Origin of the sequence: Streptomyces antibioticus, from assembly GCF_002019855.1 — a bacterium.
Lineage (GTDB): Bacteria > Actinomycetota > Actinomycetes > Streptomycetales > Streptomycetaceae > Streptomyces > Streptomyces antibioticus_B.
This window is the reverse complement of record NZ_CM007717.1, coordinates 3706305-3727381: the sequence shown is the minus strand read 5'-3', so window position 1 is coordinate 3727381 and position 21077 is coordinate 3706305. Positions and strand designations below refer to the sequence as shown.

At 71.4% G+C, this 21077-nt stretch carries 18 protein-coding genes; 12 read left to right on the top strand and 6 right to left on the bottom strand.

All coding sequences use genetic code 11. From position 1 onward, the window contains the following. Positions 1 to 23: 23 nt before the first annotated feature. The 5 genes from AFM16_RS16550 to AFM16_RS16530 form a co-directional block, all read right to left on the bottom strand. Positions 24 to 263, bottom strand: a complete 240-nt coding sequence (locus AFM16_RS16550) for a hypothetical protein (RefSeq protein WP_245177710.1) — start codon at positions 261 to 263, stop codon at positions 24 to 26. A gap of 70 nt (positions 264 to 333) precedes the next feature. Further along, complete coding sequence (locus AFM16_RS16545; protein WP_078633765.1) at positions 334 to 651, bottom strand: hypothetical protein; 318 nt, start codon at positions 649 to 651, stop codon at positions 334 to 336. Between the two features lie 22 nt (positions 652 to 673). Further along, complete coding sequence (locus AFM16_RS16540) at positions 674 to 1558, bottom strand: protein spdB (protein WP_078633764.1); 885 nt, start codon at positions 1556 to 1558, stop codon at positions 674 to 676. Further along, on the bottom strand, positions 1555 to 2004 hold the full coding sequence (locus tag AFM16_RS16535; RefSeq protein WP_078633763.1) for a Pycsar system effector family protein: 450 nt from the start codon (positions 2002 to 2004) through the stop codon (positions 1555 to 1557). The genes AFM16_RS16540 and AFM16_RS16535 overlap by 4 nt, the downstream gene beginning before the upstream one ends. Next, positions 2001 to 2270, bottom strand: coding sequence for a DUF6284 family protein (locus AFM16_RS16530; protein WP_078633762.1), 270 nt, complete (start codon positions 2268 to 2270; stop codon positions 2001 to 2003). The genes AFM16_RS16535 and AFM16_RS16530 overlap by 4 nt, the downstream gene beginning before the upstream one ends. Positions 2271 to 2940: 670 nt before the next feature. Between AFM16_RS16530 and AFM16_RS16525 the strand changes: the two genes are divergently transcribed. The 3 genes from AFM16_RS16525 (at position 2941) to AFM16_RS39060 (ending at position 5844) form a co-directional block, all read left to right on the top strand. Further along, positions 2941 to 3744, top strand: a complete 804-nt coding sequence (locus AFM16_RS16525) for a GntR family transcriptional regulator (RefSeq protein ID WP_107419096.1) — start codon at positions 2941 to 2943, stop codon at positions 3742 to 3744. Then, the gene (locus AFM16_RS16520; RefSeq protein WP_078633760.1) at positions 3741 to 4406 is read left to right on the top strand and encodes a YdcF family protein; all 666 of its coding nucleotides are present in this window, start codon (positions 3741 to 3743) and stop codon (positions 4404 to 4406) included. Before AFM16_RS16525 ends, AFM16_RS16520 begins: the two co-directional genes overlap by 4 nt. 106 nt (positions 4407 to 4512) lie before the next feature. After that, positions 4513 to 5844, top strand: a complete 1332-nt coding sequence (locus AFM16_RS39060) for a hypothetical protein (protein ID WP_143648378.1) — start codon at positions 4513 to 4515, stop codon at positions 5842 to 5844. Between the two features lie 430 nt (positions 5845 to 6274). Here the strand turns inward: AFM16_RS39060 and AFM16_RS16515 are convergent, their stop codons facing one another. Next, entirely contained in the window at positions 6275 to 8056 is a 1782-nt protein-coding gene (locus tag AFM16_RS16515; RefSeq protein ID WP_107419286.1) for a dolichyl-phosphate-mannose--protein mannosyltransferase, read from the bottom strand. 94 nt (positions 8057 to 8150) lie between these two features. Between AFM16_RS16515 and rsmI the strand changes: the two genes are divergently transcribed. The 9 genes from rsmI (at position 8151) to AFM16_RS16470 (ending at position 20985) form a co-directional block, all read left to right on the top strand. Beyond that, a complete protein-coding gene (gene rsmI, locus AFM16_RS16510; RefSeq protein WP_245177709.1) occupies positions 8151 to 9038 on the top strand; it encodes a 16S rRNA (cytidine(1402)-2'-O)-methyltransferase in 888 nt (295 codons plus the stop codon). A gap of 295 nt (positions 9039 to 9333) precedes the next feature. Beyond that, a complete protein-coding gene (locus AFM16_RS16505; RefSeq protein ID WP_078633758.1) occupies positions 9334 to 9729 on the top strand; it encodes a hypothetical protein in 396 nt (131 codons plus the stop codon). A 93-nt stretch (positions 9730 to 9822) separates the two neighbouring features. Next, a complete protein-coding gene (locus tag AFM16_RS16500; protein ID WP_030792492.1) occupies positions 9823 to 10701 on the top strand; it encodes a TatD family hydrolase in 879 nt (292 codons plus the stop codon). Positions 10702 to 10848: 147 nt separating this feature from the next. Continuing rightward, positions 10849 to 12282 (top strand): resuscitation-promoting factor, encoded by a 1434-nt coding sequence (locus tag AFM16_RS16495; protein ID WP_030792494.1) that lies wholly within the window; start codon positions 10849 to 10851, stop codon positions 12280 to 12282. Positions 12283 to 12313: 31 nt separating this feature from the next. Further along, positions 12314 to 13180, top strand: a complete 867-nt coding sequence (rsmA, locus tag AFM16_RS16490; protein ID WP_078633757.1) for a 16S rRNA (adenine(1518)-N(6)/adenine(1519)-N(6))-dimethyltransferase RsmA — start codon at positions 12314 to 12316, stop codon at positions 13178 to 13180. Then, entirely contained in the window at positions 13177 to 14073 is an 897-nt protein-coding gene (locus tag AFM16_RS16485; RefSeq protein WP_078633756.1) for a 4-(cytidine 5'-diphospho)-2-C-methyl-D-erythritol kinase, read from the top strand. Before rsmA ends, AFM16_RS16485 begins: the two co-directional genes overlap by 4 nt. An 823-nt stretch (positions 14074 to 14896) precedes the next feature. Continuing rightward, complete coding sequence (locus tag AFM16_RS16480; RefSeq protein WP_078633755.1) at positions 14897 to 16705, top strand: ABC-F family ATP-binding cassette domain-containing protein; 1809 nt, start codon at positions 14897 to 14899, stop codon at positions 16703 to 16705. A 212-nt stretch (positions 16706 to 16917) separates the two neighbouring features. After that, positions 16918 to 18732: an outer membrane protein assembly factor BamB family protein gene (locus tag AFM16_RS16475; RefSeq protein WP_078633754.1), complete on the top strand. Its 1815-nt coding sequence runs from the start codon at positions 16918 to 16920 to the stop codon at positions 18730 to 18732. Between the two features lie 87 nt (positions 18733 to 18819). Continuing rightward, complete coding sequence (locus AFM16_RS16470; RefSeq protein WP_078633753.1) at positions 18820 to 20985, top strand: outer membrane protein assembly factor BamB family protein; 2166 nt, start codon at positions 18820 to 18822, stop codon at positions 20983 to 20985. Positions 20986 to 21077: the final 92 nt, after the last annotated feature.

Sequence of the window (21077 nt, the reverse complement as noted above, 5' to 3'; positions counted from 1 at the left end):
GGCCAGGCGGGACGGGGTGAGGGTCAGCCGCTGTGGCGGGCGCGGTTCTCCGCGCGGCTGAGCTGAGACGGCTTGGTACGTGGGCCGTCCAGCCAGCAGAAGGGGCGGGTGCCGTCGGCGGCCTTGAACACGCGGATGGCGGTGCCAGGGGCGGCGTGCGGGAGGGCGTAGACGCGTCCGCCGTCGAGGGAGGCGAGCATGCGGGCGGCGTGGTGCTCGCAGCCGTCCGCGCCGGCGTTCGCGCGGTCCAGCACGGTCACCACGGCCCCACCGCTGCACGGGGTGGGTCTTCCGGGTGCGCGGCCGGGCAACGGCCGCCCTGGGGGCGCGTGTTCACCACCACCGGGACGCCTTCTTGGCGGCCTTGGCGGCGGCGTACTCGCGCACGATCCGCTGCCGCTCCATGTGCAGCGCGGTGATCTCGGCCGTCAGCCGGGTGACCGCCTGCTCCGAGACGGACTCCAGCCGGTTCTCCTGCCGGGTGGCGCTCTTGCCGCGCAGGACCCGGTACGAGCCCCCGGTGAGCGCCCCGAGGACGGCGCGGCGCTCGGAACTGTTCAGGGGCCACATCTCGCCCCGGCGGACCGCTTCCAGCTTGCGGTTCGTCTTGGTGATCTCTCGGTCGATGCTGCGGGTGTCGGGCTTGCCCATGATTTGAGGACTCCTCAGACAGTCACGGTGCGGAGCGGGAGGGGTGGGCCACGACGCGCTTCCACGCGGCGCGCAGGCGCATCTCGGATGCGGAGTGGCCGGACGTGCGGAAGCGGATGGCCATCTCGCGGTAGGACAGAGCCGGGGTTTCGCTGTGACGGATCTCGTCGACCAGCACGTCAAGCGCCGTGTCGGAGAGGGCGTTGCCGTCGCCCGGCGGGAGCGCGGCAACCGGCTCTGTGGGGCCCCACACGGGCAGTTCCCACGTGGGTGTGACGTCGGGTGTGACGCGGGTCGTCACGCTGGTCAGCGCTCTGCCGGTGTCTTCACCGCGCCGCGCCGTCTCCAAGGTCGACCAGGCTTCGGCGAGGGTTTCGGCGGTCCTGGCCTGGACGCGTGCGACGCGTGCCCCGGCTTGCGTCACGGCCGTCAGCCGGGTCTCCTCGGTGGTCGCTTCGGCGCGCAGCCGGGCGCGGGCCACGGCCGCCTCGTCGCGGGCTTCCTGCTGGATTCCCGCGATGGCGTCCAGCGCGACTGGGGTGAGCGCGGTGCGCTCCCACAGCCCGTGGACCAGCCACAGGGCTTTGGCCGCGACCGGGAGCCACGCCACGGCCAGCCAGGCGCCGCGCGACTGGTCGGCGGTCGCGGCGTGGGAGACCAGCACGCCGGTGGCGATCAGGCCGAACGTCCAGCCGACGGCGGTCACCGCGCGGCTGTGGTCGCCCTGCGCGGCCAACCGGCGCTCGTAGGCGAGGGTGGCGAGCCATCCGCCGTCGATGCCGAGACCGACGACCAGGGCGACGGGCCACGGCATCACGGTGCCCAGCCACATCACCACGACGGCGAGGGTGAGCACCATGGACACCGCCGTCATCGCGACGGCGGGAAGAACGGTCCGGGCCTTCACAGCGCACCTCCCGCCGCGAGCAGGGCGGCGAGGATGAGCAGGGCGCCGCCGGTCATGGTGAGGTCGACCGCGCGGCGCAGGGCGGTGAACTTCACCACCGCGAGCCGGGACAGTCCGGCGACGTCCGCCGCGAGATCTCCGCTGTTGACGGTGGTGGTGATCTTGTCGGCGGTCAGGGTGGCCCACAGAGGGAAACCGTGCCGACCGCGCAGGTTCGGGCGGGTCGACCGCAGCAGCAGACCGGCCGCCGCGACCAGCAGAGCCACCCCCACCCCGCCCGCGACGTAGGCGGGGAGGTTCAGGGGCAGGTCACGGGCCACGGTCCACGTGCCGGCCAGCACCGCGCCGACGAACGCGAGCAACAGCCCGGTCTTGGTGTCTGTCCGCGTGATCTCCGCCTTCACCTCAGCATGCGCGGCGGTCAGCTTCGTGTTCGGGGCGCTCACGCGGCACCGCCCGGCAGCATCTCCCCGACGGTGCGGTTGGCCACGTCCCGCCGCGCGGCCAGCACCCGGTTCCGGGCCCGGCGGATACGGCGGCCGTCGACCTCGTTCACCGGCCGGTCCATGGCCTTGATCTGTGCGTCCAACAGGTCGACCTCCGCCAGGACGACGGGCGACTCCAGCTCGATCGCGTCCAGCTCCGCAGCCGTCGGATCCATCCAGTCGGCGAATGCGGTAACAACGTTCTGAACAGTGACGATGTGCTTCATTGGGTCGTGTTCCTCTCGCAGGGTTGAACGGCCCGAACAGCGGTCCCGGTGTTCCAGCACCGGGACCGCGCGCCGTAGAAGTCGGAACATCCGGCTCCCTTCGACCTCGCCCGTACAGCCCCGCGCAGCACGCGGGCCCGGATGGGCGAGGCAGGCAACCGGCCGCCGTATTCACTGCGCGGCAGAAGCGGTCGGGTGACGCGCTGGGGATGCCGTCGCGTCGGTCCAGCGGGACGGCCCCAAAGGTCTTCGCCGGGTCATGAGGACCTCCGATCGGAGACGAAGGGAATCCGAGGACTTCACCGGCGTCGTTGCCACGGCCGTCCGGTCCCGAGCCTCGAAGGTGTCGGGGCGCCCCATTCGCACTGCTCGACGCCAGCAGAACGACCGCGAGCGGCCGTCGACGGTCCTCACCCGGCCGTCACGGGGACGGGGACTCGGCCCCGTCGAACTTGACTCCCTGTTGAGTTCTCAAAGAACGACCAGCTCAGGGCCCCAACTGCACGAGCTATCCCGAACCGACAAGCCACGGAGACAGCCCAAAGAAGACCCCTCCGACTCGCTGTCCTAGGACAGCGACCGGCCTGAGATGAGAATGCACCGCAGTCCTAGGACTGTCAACAGTCCTAGGACTGTGTGCTTCACTGGGAGGTGTCGAGAGGAGTTCTGCGTGGCACCGAAAGCCCCGAAGTGGCGGGACCTAGCCGACCGCTTCGGCCAGCAGATCAGGAACGGCGACTACGAGCCTGGCCAGCAGCTTCCGCAGATCCGGGAGCTTGTGGAGGCGGGCGAAGGTTCAAAGGAGACGGTCCACCGGGCGTACAAGGCGCTTGAAGCCGAGGGCCTGGTGACCATGACTCGCGGTCACGGCACCGTCGTGCGCCCGAAGTCTCCGCTCCAGCGCCTCGGTATCGCCCGGTATGACAAGGCGAAGTGGCGGGACGGCGACGAGGTCGCGTTCATCGCGGACCGCGTGGCGTCCGGTCGCACCTACAGCCGGAACGAGCAGACTCAAAGCGTCAGCCGAGTGAAGGCGCCGGCGTCCGTGGCCGAAGCCCACGGGCTTCCCGAGGGTGCGGACGTTTACGCCCGCGCCCGGCTCGTAAAGGAAGGCCCCCAGCCCACCCACACTCTGACCAGCTACTACCGCCCCGAGCACGTGGAAGGCACGCGCATCGTCGACCCGACCCCGGGCCCGGCCGGTCGGGGCGGCGGCTTCCGTGTCCTCTATGACGCCGGGTACGAGATCGACCACATGCGCGAGGAACTGTTCGCGCGCGTGCCTACCGCCGAAGAGGCTCAGCTACTCCAGCTCTCGCCGGGGGAGTGGGTGGTAGAACTGCACCGCACCACGTACACGGCGGACGGCACGGTCGTAGAGTTCGCCGTCGGAGTCCACGCGGCATCGCGCTTCGCGTGGTCATATGACTTCAAGGTCCCCGACTCGGCAGCAACGGAGGGCGAGAGCAAGTGATCTCGGCTCAGGCATGGGCGGACGCTCAGCGGCTCTGGGACTTCCAGCAGATGGGCCATGAGCCGCGCCCATGCTCTGTCGCCATCGGACTCGGCAGCCATGACCTCGGGGTGGCCGACGCCACCGCGGAGCTTTTCCACCGGGGCATGGCGCCGGTCGTTCTCTTTACCGGGGCCACCAGCCGGACCACCCGCGACCGGATGCCCCGTGGCGAAGCCGAGCACTACCGGGACCGCGCGGTCGAGCTGGGTGTGCCCGCGAGCGTCATCCTCGTTGAGCCGAACGCCCGGAACACGGGCGAGAACATCCGCTTCTCGCGGGCCCTGCTCGAAGAGCGGCGCATCTCCGTCTCGTCCGCCCTGCTCGTCAGTAAGCCGTACGAGGAGCGGCGGGCGTACGCCACGGCCCGGAAGCTCTGGCCTGAGATCGAATGGGTGAGCGCGTCCACCCCCATGACGCTCCCCGATTACGTCGACTCGATCGGGGACGCGCGTCTCGTCATCGACATGCTCGTCGGTGCTCAACAGCGACTCATGGTGTATCCCCGGCAAGGCTTCATGATCGAGCAAGAGGTTCCCGACGACGTTCTAGCCGCTTACGAGCGACTGCGCGCCGACGGCTTCACGAGCCGCCTCGTACCTGAAACGGCCGATCGGACCTGATGGCGGCTCGTCCGCTTAATCTCATTCAACCCCGTCCAGATGAGAAAACGGGCGACATGACCAGGCAGAGGCGGCACAATACGAGGGAAACACGAAACTTGAGAGCGTGATTATGGCTGACGAAGTTCAAGGCGGAGCCGTCGTCAACACTAGCCCCCGCCCGAGGATGCTAGTTCTGGGATTCCCTGGCGAAGAAGACCTAGTGGCGGAACTCCTCCAAATCTGCCCGACGTCCCGCCACATCGATAGCCTTAGGCAGGTGCGCCAGGCCGAATGGGACATCCTCGTCACCGATGAGAAACTAGAGGAAAAGAAGCAATACTCCGGCATTATTCGGGCCGCCTCGCATTTGTGCATCGTGTATAGATCGCCAAAGGCGAATCATTATCACACCATCGAGTATGCGCCTGGATGGAAGTGTGCAATTTCCTCTGTACCCGGCGTAGTCTCGCAAGAGATTCGGCGCATGCGAAACCTGCCTGAGCGTATTGCGATTCTAGTCCACGAAAAACTCGAACCAGTTGTAATGCAGCGCACAACTCACAGAGTCTTCGAGTGGCGCAAATTGCCCAACAGTGCCGGATCTCTTCAACCCCCCGAAATCGTCCCCTTCATCTCCACCGCCGACAATCACCCTCTTGCCGGCAAGTACGCCCGAAGTGATTCGTCGGAGGCATGGTTGCTTCCGAAAGATGTGCCTGACCTCCCCTCATGGGTGCGTGCCGCTTTGGCGGAGTGGAACGGCTTGGCGCCTGAACGATTTCCTGGAGTACCAGACTGGTCCACTCGGGAGGCGTGGCTGACGAAGGAAGAGCTAAGAATCACTTCAGAGATTCAGAAAGTCGAAAGCGAACGCTTGGAGTACCTGAATCGAGCACGAGAAATCGAAGCAGATTTGCAGGCGCGCCTCGCGGAAGCTCGCGAATCTGCCGATAGGTACGAACGCGCACTCCTTACAGCGCAATCAGACGAGCTAAAGGAGGTAGTAATCCAGACTCTTCAGGAAATCGGATTCACTGTCCTTGACGCTGATGGAAGCGCCGCCTCCGACGACCACTTGGAAGACCTGCACATCATGAACCCTGATAGCCCAGGGTGGGTTGCACTTGGGGAAGTCAAGGGGTACTCCCGAGGGGCAAGAACCGAGGGGTTGACTCAGTTCTTGCGTTTTAATATGCGCTACACAAGCAAGACAGGCCGCAGCCCAGACGCGTGCTGGTACATCGTAAATCAATTCATCAGAAGGGATCCTTCCACCCGCCAACGGGCCCTACACGGAAAGGACGAGGACGTGAAGGCGTTTGGGGCTGCCAATGGCTTGGTGATTGACACTGTCCAACTGTTCCACTTGCTCCGCCAGGTCAGGGATGAAGTCCTGACACCGAGGGATGCCAGGGAATTGTTGCGGAATTCGTCTGGCAGGTTCATCATCCAATGATGGGCAACAACCCGTGCATCCGGCGGCCAGCGAAGCACTCCTTCCCACCACCTGTGGGTGAGGGGCGCGTGAACCGAGAGGCAAGCTCTGCGATCTCCGACATTCATGTAGGTCAACGGTAGTTGACCCACCGTACTGGTCATGATCTTCGGAGCCGTGTGCGCAGGTTCGAATTTTGCCGGGGGCACTCGCTGTCAGAGACTCTCTCGCTCACGGCAACGACAGCGTGGGGTGCTTGTGGGGCAGTAGGGCGCTGGCAGGCAGAAACCCGCAGGTCACGGCGCAATCGCCGGACGGTCGGTAAATCCGCCGGGTCGTTGCGCCGGGCCGTCTCTGGGCCGTCTGAGGGTGGCCAACGATGACCGCTAACGACCAACAACGACCACGAGGACGCGGCAGGCTGCCGCGCCCTCGTGGCATTTCTGCCCAGCTAGACCCAGGTATCCAGCCACATCCGCGACCGCCAGTCGTCGATCGGGATGGCCTCGCCCGTGTACAGGGGCCAGAAGTAGATGAAGTTCCAGGCGATCAGGAGGGTCAGGACGCCCGCGGCCGTCGCGCCGGCGACGCGGCGGGTGTCCGAGGAGCCGGGTGGGCCGACCAGCGCGCCGGTCATCATCGCGACCGCGAGGCACAGGAAGGGCAGGAAGACGACGGCGTAGAAGAGGAAGATCGTGCGCTCCTGGTAGAGGAACCAGGGCAGGTAGCCCGCCGCGATCGCGCAGGCGATCGCGCCCGCGCGCCAGTCGCGGCGCAGCAGCCAGCGCCACAGGACGTACAGGAGCGCGAAGCAGGCGGCCCACCACAGCAGCGGGGTGCCGAGGGCCAGGACCTCGCGGGCGCACTTCTCGCCCGCGTCCGTCGGGCAGCCGTCCGCGCCGGGCGCGGGGGACTCGTAGAAGTACGACACCGGGCGGCCGAGGAGGATCCAGGACCACGGGTTCGACTGGTACGTGTGCGGCGAGGTGAGGTGGGTGTGGAACTGGTACACCTCGTGCTCGTAGTGCCACAGGCTGCGCAGCCAGTCCGGGAAGAGCCAGGTCCAGTTGCCGCCCTTGCCGTCGCCTGCAGCCCAGTCGCGGTAGTAGCCGCCCGAGCCGTCCGTCGGGGAGAGGATCCAGCCCGTCCACGACGCCAGGTAGGTGACCAGCGCGACCGGGACGGTCGACAGGAACGTCCAGCCCGTGTCGTGCTTCAGCACCGCCAGGTACGGCCGGCGGGCGCCCGCCACCTTGCGCGAGCCGACGTCCCACAGCAGCGTCATCAGCAGGAACGCGGCCATGATGTACAGGCCGTTCCACTTGGTGCCGATCGCCAGGCCGAACATCACACCGGCCGCCCAGCGCCAGGGCCGCAGCCCCAGACGGGTGGTCTCCGCGAGGTGCGCGTCGGGGCGGTGACGGCCGTCCGCGTCCGGTGGGAGCGCCGCCGCGAGCCGTTCGCGCGCCCGGTCACGGTCCACCACCAGACAGCCGAACGCCGCCAGCACGAAGAACATCAGCACGCCGTCGAGCAGCGCGGTGCGGCTCATCACGAAGTGCAGCCCGTCCACCGCCATCAGCGCGCCGGCCAGACAGCCCAGGAACGTCGAGCGGAACAGCCGTCGGCCGATCCGGCACAGCATCAGCACACTGAGCGTGCCGAGCAGGGCGGTCATGAACCGCCAGCCGAACGGATCGAAGCCGAAGAGCAGTTCACCGAGCCCGATCACGTACTTGCCGACCGGCGGATGCACCACGTACGCCGCGTCCGAGGGGATCGTGACATGGCCCCCGGAGGACAGGATCGCGTCGTTGGCGTTCTTGTCCCAGTTGACCTCGAACCCGCGATGGACGAGCGCCCACGCGTCCTTGGCGTAGTACGTCTCGTCGAATATCACCGCCTTCGGGCTGCCCAGGTTCCAGAACCGGATCACCCCGGCCACCAGCGTCACCAGCAGCGGACCGCCCCACCCCGACCAGCGCAGGATCCGGTCGGTCCACACCGGCGGCACGCCGAGCGACCGCCACAGCCGGGGCGAGGGCTCCGCGTACGGCGGCACCAGCCGCTCCCGGACATCGCCCGAGGGCACCGCGGCGTAGCCGAAGCGGCGCAGCCGCCGCTGCCACGACGACGGCCGCCGCTCGTGCGCCGGCGGGGCGGGCCGGTGGTCGTCGGTGGCGCCGGCGGAGCCCGTGATGCCGGTGGAGCCCGTGGAACCCGTGGAGTCCATGGAGGACGCGGTACTGGTCACCGCGCCATCGTAGGGAACCGCGCTGTGTGAGTCCCGTGCATGGGCCCCGCTCGCCCCTGCGAGGATGGGAAACGTGACAGTCGCTCCAGGAACCCCGTCCGGAATCCTCGTCCTCGCCGGCACCCCGATCGGTGACCTCTCCGACGCGCCGCCCCGGCTGGCCGAGGAGCTGGCCGGGGCCGATGTCGTCGCCGCCGAGGACACCCGCCGGCTGCGCCGCCTCACCCAGGGCCTGGGGGTGACCCCCAAAGGGCGGATCGTGTCGTACTTCGAGGGCAACGAGTCCGCGCGCACCCCCGAACTGGTCGAGGACCTCCTCGGCGGGGCCCGGGTGCTGCTGGTGACGGACGCGGGCATGCCGTCGGTGTCCGACCCCGGGTACCGGCTGGTGGCCGCCGCCGTCGAACAGGACATCAAGGTGACGGCCGTCCCCGGCCCGTCCGCCGTGCTCACCGCGCTCGCCCTGTCCGGGCTGCCCGTCGACCGCTTCTGCTTCGAGGGCTTCCTGCCGCGCAAGGCGGGCGAACGGCTGTCCCGGCTGCGGGAGGTCGCCGAGGATCGGCGCACCCTCGTCTACTTCGAGGCCCCGCACCGCCTCGACGACACCCTCGCCGCGATGGCCGAGGTCTTCGGCACCGACCGGCGGGCCGCCGTCTGCCGCGAACTGACCAAGACCTACGAGGAGATCAGGCGCGGTCCGCTCGGCGAGCTGGCCGAGTGGGCGGCGCAGGGCGTGCGCGGCGAGATCACCGTCGTCGTCTCCGGCGCCCCCGAGCGCGGCCCCGAGGAACTCGACGCGGCGGAACTCGTCCGCCGGGTCCGGGCGCGCGAGGAGGCCGGCGAGCACCGCAAGGAGGCCATCGCGGCGGTCGCGGCGGAGGCCGGGCTGCCCAAGCGGCAGGTGTTCGACGCGGTCGTGGCGGCCAAGGGGGCGGGCGGGGGGACGGCCGGGGCGTCGTAGCGGAGCCCTTCGAGGACACCGGGTCTCCCAAGGGGTTCACAAGGGGTTCACAAGGGTCTCCCAAGGGGCTCGAACCCCCTCTGAGCAGGGCGCATGCCCGATGAGCGTGCGCCCCATGCGGGGGCAAAGCACCGGTGCGGAAGGCAAAGTTCCGCCCCCTGCCGACGGCCCGTTATGGCAAGGAAGGTCCAAATCGGACCCAACACTCGACAGGCCCCGTGCATTCGCGTCGGCGCGGGCGTCCACTGGTCGTGGGACGGCAGCCGTCCCGCTCCAGCGGACCAGAGGAGCCGGCATGAGCGAGAACCCAGGGCAGACCGGCACGCGCACCGTGACGACCCCGGTCGTGCACGAGTCCTACTCCTTCGCCTGCATGCGCTGCGGGCACGGCTGGGAACAGTCGTACGAGATCGAGCACCACACCGACGCGGAGGGCCAGACGTTCGTCCTCTACGTCGCGGACGGCCGGGTCGTGCCGTCGCCGCTGAGCCGCCCCGCGTGCCAGTACTGCGACGGGCACGTCGTGCGGATCATGCGGGCGGGACAGGTGTCGTCGGTGCTCGGCGCCGCGCACCGGACCCGTCCCGCGCCCCCGGAGGAACCGGCCGGGACGACGGACCCGGCGGCCGCGCCGCACCACCACTGGCACCTGTCCGACCTCCTGCACCCCTTCCACCGCAAGGCGGGCTGAGCGGGAACAGCGAGGACAGCGGGATCAGCGGGAACAGCGGGAACAGCGGGAACTCAGAGGCCGCCGGGCGTGCCCCTTTCGTAGGATCGGGGCATGCCTTCGAACGCCGACGCCAGCACCGCACCACCGCTCCCGCAGCCCCTGCGGGTCCCGGTCGCCGACTCCCACACCCACCTCGACATGCAGTCCGGCACGGTGGCGGAGGGGCTCGCGAAGGCCGCGTCGGTCGGCGTGACCACGGTCGTCCAGGTCGGCTGCGACCTCAAGGGCTCGCGCTGGGCCGCCGAGACGGCCGCCGCGTACGACGCCGTCCACGCGACGGTCGCCCTGCACCCGAACGAGGCACCGCGCATCGTGCACGGCGACCCCGACGGCTGGTCCCGGCAGGGCGCCCGGGAGGCGGGCGGTACGGCGGCGCTCGACGAGGCGCTCGCCGAGATCGACCGGCTGGCCGCGCTTCCGCAGGTCAAGGGCGTCGGCGAGACGGGGCTCGACTACTTCCGCACCGGCCCCGAGGGCAAGGAGGCGCAGGAGCACTCCTTCCGCGCCCACATCGAGATCGCCAAGCGGCACGGCAAGGCCCTGGTCATCCACGACCGCGACGCCCACGCCGACGTGCTGCGCGTGCTGAAGGAGGAGGGCGCGCCCGAGCGGACCGTCTTCCACTGCTACTCCGGCGACGCCGAGATGGCCGCGGTCTGCGCCCGCGCCGGCTACTACATGTCCTTCGCGGGCAACGTCACCTTCAAGAACGCCCAGAACCTGCGGGACGCCCTCGCCGTCGCCCCGCTCGACCTGGTCCTGGTGGAGACCGACGCGCCCTTCCTCACCCCGGCGCCCCACCGCGGCAGGCCCAACGCGCCGTATCTGATCCCGGTCACCGTGCGCGCGATGGCCGCCGTGCGCGGGATCGACGAGGACGCCCTCGCCGGCGCGCTGGCCGCCAACACCGCCCGCGCGTTCGACTACTGAGGCGTCGGACGCCGGGACATCCGAACACAACCCTGAGTAGCCGCGTCGCTTTGGAGAGTGACGATCGCTCCGCTAGGTTCTGGGGGCCCCGATCCGGACCCCCGGTCGGGACTCTCCGGACTCCCAGGACCCCTGGAGCGTGTCGGCGTGAGCAACTCCCAGTACCTGCCGGATGCGCGGTACGCGCAGCCCCCCGATCCCGAGCCGTACGTCGGCCTGCACGAAGCTGAGACGCTCGCGTACGGCGTGTACGCGGCGCCGGGGGCCTACGACGAGGCCCATCGTGCCGGCGGCCCGTACGGCTACGAGGACACCTACCGCCCCGCCTACGAGGCGGCCGAGCCGCCCCCGACGCTCCAGCTCACCGACCCCCTGCCGCCGCAGCGGACCGTGCCCGACTCCGAGGCGCCCACCCTGGTCGGGGTCGGGCACGCCCCGGGGGCCGGGGGCCGGGCCGCGCGCCGCCGTCGGCGGGACGCCGAGCGCCCCGAGTCGGCCCTGCGCCGGCTGCTGCCGCAGGCGCTCGTCGTCGCCTTCCTGGCCGGCGGCACCACCGCGTTCGTCGCCGAGGACAAGGCGGTCGAGCTGACCGTCGACGGCACGCCCCGCACCCTGCACACCTTCGCCGACGACGTCACCGAACTGCTCGCCGAGGAGGGCGTACGGGTCGGGGCGCACGACGTGGTCGCGCCCGCCCCCGGTACGGCCCTCACCGACGGCGACGAGATCGCCGTCCACTACGGGCGCCCTGTACGGCTCACCCTGGACGGGCAGCGGCGCGAGGTGTGGACGACCGCCCGCACGGTGGAGGGCGCGCTGCGGCAGCTCGGGGTGCGTGCGGAGGGCGCGTACCTCTCGCTCGCGCGCTCCCAGCGGATCGGGCGCGCCGGGCTCACGCTCGACGTGCGCACCGAGCGTTCGGTCACCGTCATGGCCGACGGCCGGGCCCGCACCATCCGCACCAACGCGGCGACCGTGGGCGAGGCGGTCGAGGAGGCCGGGATCACCCTGCGCGGCCAGGACGCCACCTCCGTCCCGGCGGGCAGCTTCCCGCGCGACGGGCAGACCGTCACCGTGCTGCGGATCACCGGCGGCAAGGAGGTGCACGACGAGGCGATCGCGTACGCCGTGCGGCGCACCGACGACCCCACCCTGTTCCAGGGCACCGAGGTGGTGGAGCGGCCGGGCCGCGCCGGGCTGCGGCGGATCACCTACTCCGTGCGCACGGTCAACGGCGTGAAGCAGCGGCCGAAGCGGATCCGGACCGAGATCGTCCGCGAGCCCCGCGCGCAGCTCGTCAAGGTCGGCACCAAGCCGCTGCCCACCTCCGTGCGGGGCGCCGACGGGCTCGACTGGCAGGCCCTGGCCGCCTGCGAGTCCGGCGGCCGGCCGGGCGCGGTCGACCCCTCGGGCACGTACGGCGGGCTCTACCAGTTCGACACCCGCACCTGGCAGAGCCTCGGCGGCAGGGGCCGCCCGCAGGACGCACCGGCGGCCGAACAGACGTTCAGGGCGAAGAAGCTGTACGTCCGCAGGGGCGCGAGCCCGTGGCCGCACTGCGGGGCACGCTTGCAGGGCTAGGCCGGGCTCGACCGCCCCGTACCCTTGTCCCGTGAGCAGCCCCACCCCCGACGCCCTCCTGAGCCCCGCCGACGTCCGTGAACTCGCGGCGGTCCTCGGCGTACGGCCCACCAAGCAGCGCGGCCAGAACTTCGTGATCGACGCCAACACGGTCCGCCGTATCGTCCGCACCGCCGGGGTGCGGCCGGACGACGTGGTCGTGGAGGTCGGGCCGGGGCTCGGCTCCCTCACCCTGGCCCTGCTGGAGGCCGCCGACCGGGTCACCGCCGTCGAGATCGACGACACACTGGCCGCCGCGCTGCCCGCGACCATCCAGGCGCGCATGCCGGAGCGCGCCGAGCGGTTCGCGCTGGTGCACTCCGACGCGATGCACGTCACCGAGCTGCCCGGGCCCGCGCCCACCGCGCTGGTGGCGAACCTGCCGTACAACGTGGCCGTGCCGGTCCTGCTGCACATGCTCGCGACCTTCCCGAGCATCGACCGCACCCTCGTGATGGTCCAGTCGGAGGTCGCCGACCGGCTCGCCGCCGCGCCCGGCTCGAAGGTGTACGGCGTGCCGTCCGTGAAGGCCAACTGGTACGCCGAGGTCAAGCGGGCCGGGGCGATCGGCCGCAATGTCTTCTGGCCCGCGCCGAACGTCGACAGCGGGCTCGTCTCGCTGGTCCGCCGGAGCGAGCCGGTGAAGACCAGCGCCTCGCAGCGGGAGGTGTTCGCCGTGATCGACGCGGCCTTCGCCCAGCGCCGCAAGACCCTGCGGGCCGCCCTCGCGGGCTGGGCCGGGTCGGCGCCCGCGGCCGAGGCGGCCCTGGTCGCCGCCGGGGTCTCCCCGCAGGCGCGCGGGGAGTCGCTCACCGTCGAGGAGTTCGCCCGCATCGCCGAGAGCAAGGGGTCCGAGTGAGCGTCACCGTCCGGGTGCCGGCCAAGGTCAACGTCCAGCTCGCGGTGGGTGCCGCGCGCCCGGACGGCTTCCACGACCTGGCGAACGTCTTCCTCGCGGTCGGCCTGTACGACGAGGTCACCGCGACCCCGGCCGACGCGCTGACGGTCACCTGCGCAGGGCCGGACGCGGACCAGGTCCCCCTGGACCGGACGAACCTCGCCGCGCGGGCCGCGATCACGCTCGCCGAGCGGTACGGCCGCAGCCCCGACGTGCATCTGCACATCGCCAAGGACATCCCCGTCGCCGGCGGGATGGCGGGCGGCAGCGCGGACGGCGCGGGTGCGCTGCTGGCCTGCGACGCGCTGTGGGGCACGGGCGCGTCCCGCGAGGAACTCCTCGACATCTGCGCCGAGTTGGGCAGTGACGTGCCGTTCAGCCTGGTCGGCGGGGCCGCGCTCGGCACCGGGCGCGGCGAGAAGCTCACCGCGCTGGAGGTCGGCGGCACCTTCCACTGGGTGTTCGCGATGGCCGTGCGGGGGCTGTCGACCCCGGCCGTGTTCCGCGAGTTCGACCGGCTCGGCGAGGGCCTCGACATCCCCGAGCCGGTGGCGTCCCCCGAACTCCTCGACGCCCTGGCCAAGGGCGACCCGGACGCGCTCGCGGCCCACCTCTCCAACGACCTCCAGCCCGCCGCGCTGTCCCTCTTCCCCGACCTCGCCGCCACCCTCGCCGCGGGCCGCGCGGCCGGCGCCCTCGCCACCCTGGTCTCGGGCTCGGGCCCCACGACGGCCTACCTGGCCCGCGACGCGGCCTCCGCCGAGAAGATCGCCGACGCCCTGCGCACCTCGGCCACCTGCCGCACGGTCCGCCTGGCCCCGGCCCCGGCCCCGGGCGCGACGATCATCACCTGACGGGGCCGGGCCGCCCCGTCCCGCCGCGCGCCCCGCGAAGCGGACGGCGCCGGAGACGGACACCCGCGCGGCACCGCTTCCGCCGCCGTGGTCGCGGCGACCGGGCCGCCCGGGTCGGTGCCTGTGCGCCAGGGAACACGCGGGCCGCCGCATCCGGCCCGGTATCCAGTGGGCGGTGCTCGCGCGCGAGGGCCGATTTCCGGGTCTTGTCGGCGGCCGCCGCGCGGCACTCGCGGAGGGGCCGGACGGTTTGGGCCGGTCACCTGGGCCCAGTCGTCGATCGTCGCGCGGTATCGCTTGCGCGCGCCGATTCACCCCGCCCGCGCCGTACAACGCGCCCCCACCCGCGTTCGTGCGGTCCCCGGGCCCAGTCGGTGGCCGCCACGTGGTATCGGCGGCACGCGCGCCGCGTCGCCCCGCTCGTGCCATGTATCCGCCCAGCCCCCACCGCGTCCGTACGGTCCCCGGACCCGGCCGCCGACCGCCGCGCGGCACCGTCGGCACGCGCGCCGATTCACCCCGTCCGCGTCCCGCACGTACGCCTTCCACCCGCGCGCCCCACGTGGCGCCCGTCGTGGCCGACGGCGTACGGGCCGACAGGCCGCCCATGCACGGGCGGCGCCGGAGACGGGCACCCGTGCGGCCCCCGACCGGACGGCGCCGCTTCGGCCGTCGTCGTCGCGACCGGACCGCCGGCCCGGCGCCCGTGACCGCCACAGGTCGGGCCGGTCCCCCGGAAGGCGCCCCCCGTGGACGCCCCGACCGGACGGTCGTCCGCGCGACTACCCTGGAGGGTCGATCGATCCCCCCGGGCAGGAGAGAAATGGCCGTCAATCTGGTCAATGTCGAGAACGTCAGCAAGGTGTACGGCACCCGTGCCCTGCTCGACGGTGTCTCGCTCGGTGTGTCCGAAGGGGACCGGATCGGGGTCGTCGGGCGGAACGGTGACGGGAAGACCACGCTGATCCGGATGCTGGCCAAGCTGGAGGAGGCCGACACCGGGCGGGTCACGCACTCCGGTGGGCTGCGGATGGGCGTGCTCACCCAGCACGACTCCCTGGACCCCGCCGCCACTGTGCGGCACGAGGTCATCCGGGACATGGCCGACCACGAGTGGGCCGGCAACGCCAAGATCCGGGACGTGCTCACCGGGCTCTTCGGCGGGCTCGACCTGCCCGGCTTCCCGCAGGGGCTGGACACGGTCATCGGACCGCTCTCCGGTGGCGAGCGCCGTCGTATCGCGCTCGCCAAGCTGCTGATCGACGAGCAGGACCTGATCGTCCTCGACGAGCCGACCAACCACCTCGACGTCGAGGGCATCGCCTGGCTCGCCGCCCATCTGCGGGCCCGGCGCTCCGCGCTGGTCTGCGTCACCCACGACCGCTGGTTCCTGGACCAGGTCTGCACCCGTATGTGGGACGTCCAGCGCGGCGCCGTCCACGAGTACGAGGGCGGCTACTCCGACTACGTCTTCGCCCGCGCCGAGCGTGAGCGGATCGCCGCGACCGAGGAGACCAAGCGGCAGAACCTGGTCCGCAAGGAGCTGGCCTGGCTGCGCCGCGGCGCCCCCGCGCGCACCTCGAAGCCCCGCTTCCGCGTCGAGGCCGCCAACGAGCTGATCAAGGACGTGCCGCCGCCCCGCGACACCAGCGAGCTGATGAAGTTCGCCTCCTCACGGCTCGGCAGGACCGTCTTCGACCTGGAGGACGTGTCCGTCCAGGCCGGTCCGAAGGTGCTGCTCAAGCACATCACCTGGCACCTCGGCCCCGGCGACCGCATCGGCCTGGTCGGGGTCAACGGCGCCGGCAAGACCTCCCTGCTGCGTGCCCTGGCCGAGGCCGCCCGCACCGAGGGCGAGGCGCAGCCCGCGGCCGGCCGGATCGTCGTCGGCAAGACCGTGAAGCTCGCCTACCTCTCCCAGGAGGTCGGCGAACTCGACCCGAACCTGCGGGTCCTGGAGGCCGTCCAGCGGGTGCGTGAGCGCGTCGACCTCGGCAAGGGCCGGGAGATGACCGCCGGTCAGCTCTGCGAGACGTTCGGCTTCAACAAGGAGAAGCAGTGGACGCCGGTCGGCGACCTCTCCGGCGGTGAGCGCCGCCGCCTCCAACTGCTGCGCCTGCTCATGGACGAGCCCAACGTCCTCTTCCTCGACGAGCCCACCAACGACCTCGACATCGAGACCCTCACCCAGTTGGAGGACGTCCTCGACGGGTGGCCCGGCTCGATGATCGTCATCTCCCACGACCGGTTCTTCGTCGAGCGCACCACCGACCGCGTCTTCGCCCTCCTCGGCGACGCCACCCTGCGGATGCTCCCGCGCGGCATCGACGAGTACCTGGAGCGCCGGGCCCGGATGGAGGAGGCCGCCGCCGCCTCGGCCCCCGCCGCCGCGCCGAAGCCGGCCACCACCGAGAAGAGCGCGGCCGACCAGCGCGCCGCCAAGAAGGAGCTCCAGAAGATCGAGCGGCAGTTGGACAAGCTCTCCGGACGCGAGTCCACCCTGCACGCCCAGATCGCCGACCACGCCACCGACTTCGCGAAGGTCGCCGAACTCGACGCCGAGCTGCGGACGTTGGCGGGGGAGCGCGAGGAGCTGGAGATGCGCTGGCTGGAACTGGCGGAGGACGCGTAGTCCGCGGCGCGGCACGCTCGCCCTCCGACCGACCGCACTCAGGGGCGTGCGTCGGGGGCGCGTGCGCCGCGTGAAGGGTGCGTGAAGGCGCATAACGAGGGCGTCACGGGCCGGTCCGCCCTTGGGAACAGGGGCGGACAGGGCCGCTGGGCTGTCGTAGGTGGGTGATACAAAGGGCTGGCTAAAAATCAGTGACAAGGGGGAGCACGCTGATGGCTCAGCCGCCCAATCAGCCGCCGCAGGGCGGGTTCGGCCCGCCGGAGAACCAGCCGCCGCAGGTCCCGGCCCAGCCGCCGCAGCCCCCGTCCGCCGTGCCACCGCCGGCACCGCCGACCCCGCCGCAGGGCGGTTTCGGCGCGCCCCAGCCCCCGGCCCAGCCGGGGTACGGCTCCCCGCAACAGCCGCCGCAGCCCGGCCCGTACGGTCAGCCGAGCGGCCCCTACGCGCAGCAGCCCGGACCCTACGGCCAGCCCGGCCCGTACGGCGCCCAGCAGCCCGGCCCCTACGCCCCGCAGCAGCCGGGATACGGCTACCCGCAGCCGCCGCAGTTCCCCGGCGCACCCGGTGTCCCGCCGGGCGGCGGCGGTTCGCGCAACCCCTTCAAGGGGCGCCCCGCCCTGATCGCGGGCGCGGCCGTGGCCGCCCTGCTGGTGATCGGCGGCACCGTGGTCGCCGTGAACATGGGCGGCGACGACGAGGGCGGCAAGAAGAAGCCGGTCGCGGGACCGAGCGACGACGGCAAGGCCACCGCGAGCGAGTCCCCGGTCAACCCCGGTGACGGCAGCGGCGACGGCGCCGAGGAGTCCGAGGACTTCAACGAGGGCCGCAAGCCCGGCGAGGCGAAGGTCCTCTGGTACAAGGAGGCCCCGGACGCCCCCGGCTCCGGCGCGGACGCCCCCGGCATGTGGATCACGTCCACGACGGCGGTGAAGGCGGCGTACAAGGACCTCGTCGGCTACACCGTCGGCGACGGCCGTCCCGCCTGGGACACCATCACGTTCCCGCAGCAGATCTGCGCGGTCACCCCGCAGAAGACGGCCGACGACAAGGTCGTCGTCGCGTACATGAGCGGCACCACCTCGCGCGCCGACTGCAACCAGCTCCAGCAGATCGACCTGAACACCGGCGCCAAGGGCTGGACCGCCGAGGTCGCCGACGGCGCGCTGTTCGACAGCACGAGCAGCATCGGCATGTCGATCACCGGCAACACCCTGATGGTGGGCCGCTCGATGTCCGGCACCGCGTACGACGTGCGCACCGGCAAGAAGCTGTTCGACAAGAAGAAGTACGGCGACGCCTGCTTCCCGAGCGCGTTCGCGGGCGGCGCCCGGCTGATCGCGGTGTCCTCGTGCGCGGCGACCAAGCCCGACGAGCACGACGAACTCCAGGAGCTGGACCCGACGACCGGCAAGGTCAAGTGGACCCAGAAGTTCGACAAGGGGTGGACGGTCGCCCGGACCTACTCCGTCGACCCGCTGGTCGTCTACAGCACCAACCGCGACAAGAACACCTGGAACATCGCCACGTTCAAGCCGACCGGCGGCTTCCGCTCCCAGGTCGCCTTCGACGAGGACTTCGCGCCCGAGTGCGGCTGGGGCCTGCTCCAGCGCGACCTCCAGGGCTGCCTGGGCGCGGTCGCCGACGCGAACACCCTGTACCTGCCGACCTCCGCCACCACCGGCCCCAACGAGATCGTCGCGATCGACCTCTCCAACGGCAAGGAGAAGTGGCGGGCGAAGTCCCCGGGGGACGCGTCGATGCTGCCGGTGTCCGTCGAGGGCGGCAAGCTCGTCGCCTACATGGAGGCGTCCTACAGCAAGCCCGGACAGGTCGTGTCGATCCCGACGACCGGGTCCGCGCACCAGCCGGTGAAGCTGCTGCAACTGCCCGAGGGCACCACCGAGATCGAGCGCGGCTTCTCCTCGCGCGACATCGCCTGGGCCGACGGGCGCTTCTACATCTCGACCACACGACTGACGGGCCGGGACGAGGACAAGGAGAAGCTGATGCTCGCCTACGGCAAGTAGGGGGCCTGGTGCGCCGACCCGCCGCCGCCGTTTCCGCCCCGTCCGCCAGCCCGCCGCACGTCTGAGCTTTCCCGAGGTACCCACACCATGACGCAGCCGCCCCCGAACCAGCCGCCCCAGGACCAGCCCCCGCAGCAGGGCGCTCCGCAGCAAGGGGCCCCGCAGCCGGGTGCCTTCGGCCCGCCCGAGCCGCAGGACACGCCGCCGCGGGACGCCGTACCGCAGGACGACGCGGCGCGGACGGGGGCCGCGGACGACGCGCCCCAGGACACCCCGCCGCAGGCCGCGCCCGAGGCGCCCGCCGCCGCGGGCGGCTTCGGCCCGCCGCAGACGCCGCCGCCGGGACAGCCGTCCGCCCCGGCGTTCGCGCCGCCGGCCGCCCCGCCCGCGGGCCCGCAGCTCAGCAAGACCCCCGAGGGCGGCGGCCCGATGCCGCACCAGAACGCGGCCCCGCCCGCCCAGCCGCCGCAGGCCCCGCCCACCCCGCCGCAGCCGGCGTACGGCTACCCGGGCCAGGTGCCGCCCGGCGCGCCGCCCACCCCGCCGGCCCCGGCGTACGGCTATCCGCAGGCGGGCGGCCCGCAGCCGCCCCAGCCGCCGACCGCGCCCGGCTACGGCTACCCGGGCCAGGCGCCCGCGCCCTCGCCGTACGCGCAGTCCCCGCAGCCGCCGTCCCCCTACGGTCAGCAGGGCTACGGCCAGCAGGGTTACGGCTACCCGGGCCAGCAGCCCGCCACGGCCCCCGGCTACGGCTACCCGGGCGGGCCCACCCTGCCCATGCCCGCCCAGCCGGTCCCCGGCGCGGGCGGCGGGAAGAAGATCAACGCGCAGGTCGCGATCATCGTCTCGGCGGTCGTGGCGATCGCGCTGATCGTCGGCAGTGGCATCTGGTACGCCAACTCCGGTGACGGTGGCGGCGGCAAGAAGGACACGGCGAGCAGCGGCGGCACCAAGGGCGGCAAGGGCGACGACAAGGGCGGCTCCGGCGGCACGTCCGGCGGCGGGGAGAAGGCGCCCGGCGACCCGGCGGCCACGATGCTCTTCAAGGTGCCGATGCCCCCGGTCAAGAAGGACGACAACATCAGCGTCCGGGGCTCCTGGCTGACGGACAAGGCGTATGTGAAGACCGGGGCGAGCGAGGTCTCGGGCTACGACCTCGACAAGGGCACCAAGCTGTGGTCGGTGCCGCTGCCGGGGCCGGTGTGCGAGGCCAGCCGGTTCGCCACCGAGGACCACCGCACGGCGATCGTGTTCCAGGCGAGCAAGGAGGACACCGCCCGCTGCGACCAGGTCGCCGCGATCGACCTGGTCGCGGGCAAGCAGCTCTGGAAGAAGTCGGTGACGTCCGGCGACTACCAGATCGACTTCGACAACGTGACCGTCAGCGCGAACACCGTCGCCGTGGGCGGCACGGACGGCGGCGCCGCCTTCGACATCGCCAGCGGCAAGCAGCTCTGGGCGCCGAAGACGAGCGACACCTGCTACGACGCCGGGTACGGCGGCGGCCCCAAGCTCGTGGCGCTGCGCAAGTGCGGCGGCTACGACGACCCCCAGCTCCACGTCCAGACCATCGACCCGGTCTCCGGCAAGGTGATCTCCGAGTACAAGATGACCCAGGGCATCGAGTACGCGTCCATCGTCTCGACCGAGCCGCTGGTCGTGGCGGCCGACGTCGGCGACAGCGCCGGTGACGGCAGCGGGATCTCCGACTTCTTCTCCATCGACAACAAGACGGGCGAGCTGCGCACCCGTATCTCCGCGCCGGGCGACGACTTCGCGGCCGACTGCGAGGGCATCACGCGGATCGAGCAGTGCTCGGGCCTGGCCGTCGGCAACGACCGGATCTACATCCCGACCGAGGAGCACGACGGCACCGCCGAGTACAGCCGGACGAACGAGATCGTCGCGTTCGACCTGGCCACCGGCAAGCAGACCGGCCAGCGCGCCGACGCGGGCGACGGCTACACGATCTACCCGCTGCGGATGGACGGCAACAGCCTGATCGCCTACAAGCGGCCGCCGTACGACAAGGGCGGACAGGTCGTCAGCATCGACGGCGGCTCCTTCAAGGAGACCGTGCTGCTCCAGAACTCGGACGCGAAGGAGTCGGTGGACGCGGAGACCGGCATGCTGCCGGAGTACTCCGAGTTCATCTACGCCGACGGCCGGCTGTTCATGTCCGATGTGTACGCCGATGTCTCCACGCCCAGCGACCCGGAGTACCTGGCGCTGGCGTTCGGCAGGACCAACTGATCATCTAGTAGTACTAGTTCTGTGGCTTTCGGCCCCGTCCCTGCTCAGGGGCGGGGCCGTGCACGTACCGCTCATCACCCTCGAATACGAGG